Source organism: Streptomyces sp. PA03-6a (genome assembly GCF_033792765.1).
Lineage (GTDB): Bacteria > Actinomycetota > Actinomycetes > Streptomycetales > Streptomycetaceae > Actinacidiphila.
This window is the reverse complement of the sequence record NZ_JARAVK010000509.1, coordinates 1-2,309: the sequence shown is the minus strand read 5'-3', so window position 1 is coordinate 2,309 and position 2,309 is coordinate 1. Positions and strand designations below refer to the sequence as shown.

Genomic DNA, 2,309 nt, shown 5'->3' with positions numbered 1-2,309 from the left:
CCCCCCGCCCCCACCACGCAATTTGCGGCCCCGGTACCGCAGGACGGGGGGCCCAAGACGGGACGGGGCGGCCGGGAGGAGGTCCCGGCCGCCCCGTCCCGGGGATGTGACGAAAGGGCCTAGCGGAGCCGGCAGACCACCGGGGTGCGGGGGTTGCCGGTCAGGGGCGGGCAGTCGTAGGTGGACTCGACGGTGGCCGCCAGGGCCTTGTCGATGTTGGCGAGCTGGAACCAGGAGCGCTGCAGGACCGCGTAGGAGGCCGGGTCCTCGGTGACGCAGCGGAGGTTCTCCTTGTAGGACGGCAGCTTGTTGACGTCCGGCAGGTACTTGGTGCGCTGCAGGAACGTCGGGACGGGGTAGCGGCACGGCGTCGGGTGGCCCACGTAGTACGCCACGTCGCCGAAGGCGAGGTAGAGGACCGGCGCGCCGTCCGGGATCTGCCGGTTGACCTCGGCGGCCTCCACCGCGGTCTGGTCGGACCGCGCGGCGAAGGCGCCGTTGCCGTAGACGACGTGGCCGGCGTTCATCAGCTGCGGCGAGCCGGGCCAGATCGCGGCGGCCAGGCAGAAGACCCCGACGACCGCCGAGAGCGCGACGGCGGCGGCCGCGAACCGGCCGGGGCGGGCCGGGCGTACGGCGGTCCTGCGGGCGAGCAGCAGGTCGGCCGTGGCGGCCAGCAGTGCGACGAGGGCGGCCGCCCAGCCGGCGGTGACGCCCTGCACGGCGTGCGGGGACTGCTCGGCGAACGGCACGAAGGCCGCGTAGACCGCCGTGACCGCGGTGAAGAACAGCGGCGGCCTGCCGTGCGCGCGGTACCAGGCGGCGACCGCGAGGCCCCACAGCGCGGCCGCGCCCACCGGGAGGGAGGCGGCGTGGTAGCCGAACCAGTTGCCCTGCACCGCGACCGCGGCCACGCACACCAGGACGATCAGGACGGCCAGCGCGGCCAGTTCGGCGCGGCGGCGGCGGTCCTCCTGGCGGGACAGCAACAGCAGCAGCGCCGCCGGCAGCAGCGCGACGACGGGGCTGAGGTAGGCCCGGTCCACCAGGAAGGACGCGGACTTGTCGAGAAGGAAGGAGGGGTCGAGTCCCTTGCGGGTGAGGGCGCCCTGGTTGATCTTCGGCATGTCCTTGGCCCACTGCAGCTCCCGGGAGCCGGCCAGGACGCTGATCCCGAAGAGCACCAGCGAGGAGACGCCCGTGACGAGGCCGAGCCGCACCGCGCGCATCCGGTCGACGGCGAAGAGCACCAGCAGTGCCATCAGGGCGGTGGCCGCGGTGGAGTACTTCATCATGACCGCCAGGCCCAGCGGCAGTGCCGCCACGGCGGCCGCCGGCCACGGCCGTTCGATGCCGAGGGCGGCGGCGATCGCCAGGACCGACAGCAGGGTCGCGGTCCACTCGGGCTGCAGGAAGTCGATCTTCGGGGCGAAGGCCAGTGCCAGCGCCACCACGGCGGCGGTGAGCGTCGCGTCGCGCAGCGGGAGCCGCCGGGCCAGCGCCGTGCGCAGGGCCAGACCGGTCGCCATGCAGAGCAGGACGGCCGCGATGCGGATGATCATCTCGCGGGTCGCGGTCGATCCGAAGGTGAGCGAGTCCAGACCGGCGACGAACCAGCGGTAGAACAGCGGCCGGTGCACGAAGGTGTCCGATACCGAGAATCCTCCGCCCTTCGCGCTGCGCAGGCAGGCCAGGACGTACCGGAGATCCCCGTTCATGCCCGAGGTGATCGCCGAGTAGCCGAGCAGGACGACGGCCGTGAGCGCCCCGCCCCACAGCGCCGGCCGGAGGGTGCGGCGACGTGTCGGCAGGGGGAGCAGCCTGTTGAGCGTGAGGAAGCCGGAATCGTTCACGGGCAGAACTTAGCACCCAATTAATTAGCTTATATGTATCGGGAATTGGGATGCCGCACATTAACCGTTCGTTTTCCCGGAATTCATTCCTCCCCGGTGGTGCACCTCGATTAACCGGTGGCCCACGGGCTCCCGCGCTCCTACAGTGAGCGCGCACCACATCGTCACGGGGGAATCCGGCACCATGCGCACGCACTATCCACGCACACCTCACCTGCCCTGGTCGCCCGGGGCCACGCCGGACGACATACGCGCCGGGTACGCCGGGGCGCTCCGGGGCCGCGAGGTCGTCGTCACCGAGAAACTCGACGGCGAGAACACCACGCTCTACCGGGACGGGATGCACGCCCGGTCGCTCGACTCGGCCCACCACCCCTCCCGGGCGTGCATCCCGTCCCTGATGAACATGGTGGTGCCCCCTGCGATTTTTTTTCTTTTCTAAAACACTGGACCTTC

1 protein-coding gene and 1 pseudogene are annotated in these 2,309 nt (G+C 71.3%); one reads left to right on the top strand and one right to left on the bottom strand.

Annotation, left to right across the window (positions count from 1 at the left end):
• Positions 1 to 119 precede the first annotated feature (119 nt).
• Positions 120 to 1,853 carry a hypothetical protein gene (locus tag PV350_RS46150; RefSeq protein WP_500339254.1) on the bottom strand — a complete coding sequence of 578 codons (1,734 nt, stop codon included), beginning with the start codon at positions 1,851 to 1,853 and terminating at the stop codon, positions 120 to 122.
• Between the two features lie 184 nt (positions 1,854 to 2,037).
• On the opposite strand from PV350_RS46150, the pseudogene PV350_RS46145 reads away from it, so the two are divergent.
• Positions 2,038 to 2,271 (top strand): annotated as a pseudogene (locus PV350_RS46145) (RNA ligase family protein); the annotation flags it as partial.
• Positions 2,272 to 2,309: the final 38 nt, after the last annotated feature.